The following is a 1,919-nucleotide window of genomic DNA, read 5'->3' as shown; positions in this document are numbered from 1 at the left end:
GCTGACGCGTCTCGCCGACGGCCGCGCGGAGCCGCACGACTTCGACCTGATCGGTGATCGCTGGGATCTCGCGGAGCGGCTGCGCACCGCACTCGACACGGCCGGCCTGCACGACGTACAACCCGACACGCCCGCGCAGGCGCTGAGCGGCGGGCAGCTCGCGCGCGTCGCGCTGATCGGCGCACTGCTGTCCGGCGCCGGCCTGCTCGTGCTCGACGAACCGACCAACCATCTCGACACGCCAGGCCGCGCGTGGCTGCGCGCGGCGCTCGACGGCTGGCGCGGCGGCGTCGTGATCGTGAGTCACGATCGTGCGCTGCTCGCGGACGTGCAGCGCATCGTCGAACTGACGCCTCAAGGCGTGCGTTCGTACGGTGGCAACTACGCGCTCTACCGCGCGCAGCGCGACGCGGAACAGGATGCCGCGCAGTCGGCGCTCGACAACGCGCGTGCCGAACGCGGACGCGTCAGGCGCAGGCTCGAACAGGAGCACGACACGATCCAGCGCCACGCGGCTGCGTCGCTGCGCGACGCGAAGACGGCCAACCTGTCATCGATGGCAAAACAGAGCCGCAAGGGCGCGGCGCGCAGCATCATGGGCACGGTGCGGCGCCACCAGAATGAATTCAAGGCGACGCTCGACGAACGCGTGCAGGAAGCGGCTGCGCGCGTCGAAGCCGATGCGCCCGTGCTCGTGTCGCTGCCGGGCACCGAGGTCAGCGCACGCCGCCAACTGTTCACGCTCGAACGCGCGCAACTGCCGTGGCACATCGCCGGCGAAGCGGACGCGATCACGTGGTCGGCGAGCGGCCCCGTGCGCATCGCATTGACGGGCCCGAACGGCTGCGGCAAATCGACGTTGCTGCGAATGCTGGCGGGCGAGCTTTCGTCGCGTTCAGGCGAATGCACGACGCACGTGAGCGCCGCGTATCTCGACCAGCGGCTCGCGCTGCTCGATCCCGAGCGTTCGATCGTCGAGCAATTGGGGCTGCTCGACACGCCGCTCGCCGAAGGCGACCTGCGCAGCCGTCTCGCGCTGCTGCAGCTCGACGCAACACGCGCGACGCAACCCGCACGGCAACTGAGCGGCGGCGAACGGCTGAAGGCCGCGCTCGCGTGCGCGTTGTGGCGCGGCACGCCCGCGCAACTGCTGCTGCTCGACGAGCCGACCAACCACCTCGATCTCGAATCGGTGCGGGCGATCGAAGCCGCGCTGGCCGGCTTCCCCGGTGCGATCGTGGTCGCGTCGCACGACACCGCGTTTCTCGCGGCGCTCGACCCGACGCACACGATGCAATGGCATCGCGACGGGTGGCGCTACGAACCCGTCGCATGAGGCGCACGCGGCGGTGTCAGCCGGCGGTGCGGAACCGCAGCACGCCGTCGTCGCCCTGCTCGCGCACGAGTTCGCCCGCGAGCCACAGCAGGTTCAGGTGCGCGAGCGCCTCGCCGAGCGCAAAGGTCATCTGGTGGATGTCGAGCTCGCGGCGGCGGAACATGATCGGCACGATGTCGGCCGCGCTCATCGGCTGCTCCGCGCACGCGACGCGCACTTCGGCCAGGCGCGCGTCGTGGTGTTCGCGCAGTTGCGTGATGCGCGTGCGCACGCCGCGGAACGGCTTGCCGTGCGACGGCAGCACCAGCGTCTCGGGCGCCATCGTCTCGTAGCGGCCGAGCGACTGCAGGTACAGCGCGAGCGGGTTCGCTTCCGGCTCGAGGTCGAACACGGACACGTTCGTCGAGATGCGCGGCAGCACCATGTCGCCGGAAATCAGCACGCCGTCCGCTTCGCTGTGCAGCGCGCAATGTTCAGGCGAATGACCGAAGCCGGTCACGACGCGCCACGTGCGCGCGCCGATCGTCACCGCATCGCCTTCACGCAGGCGCCGGTAGCGCGGCGGCACGGCCGGCACGAGATC

The 1,919-nt window shown here is 70.7% G+C and carries 2 protein-coding genes; one reads left to right on the top strand and one right to left on the bottom strand.

The features are described 5' to 3' along the window. The coding region (locus JYJ84_RS35440) for an ATP-binding cassette domain-containing protein (protein ID WP_205190197.1) at window positions 1–1,336 on the top strand (1,336 nt) is incomplete at its 5' end. Window positions 1,337–1,352: 16 nt separating this feature from the next. Here the strand turns inward: JYJ84_RS35440 and JYJ84_RS35435 are convergent. Next, window positions 1,353–1,919: MBL fold metallo-hydrolase (locus tag JYJ84_RS35435; RefSeq protein WP_205190196.1), on the bottom strand; the 567-nt coding region annotated here is incomplete at its 5' end.

This window comes from Burkholderia sp. LMG 13014 (genome assembly GCF_905232215.1).
Lineage (GTDB): Bacteria > Pseudomonadota > Gammaproteobacteria > Burkholderiales > Burkholderiaceae > Burkholderia.
The sequence above is the reverse complement of the archived record's forward strand: the minus strand, read 5'-3'. Positions and strand labels throughout refer to the sequence as shown.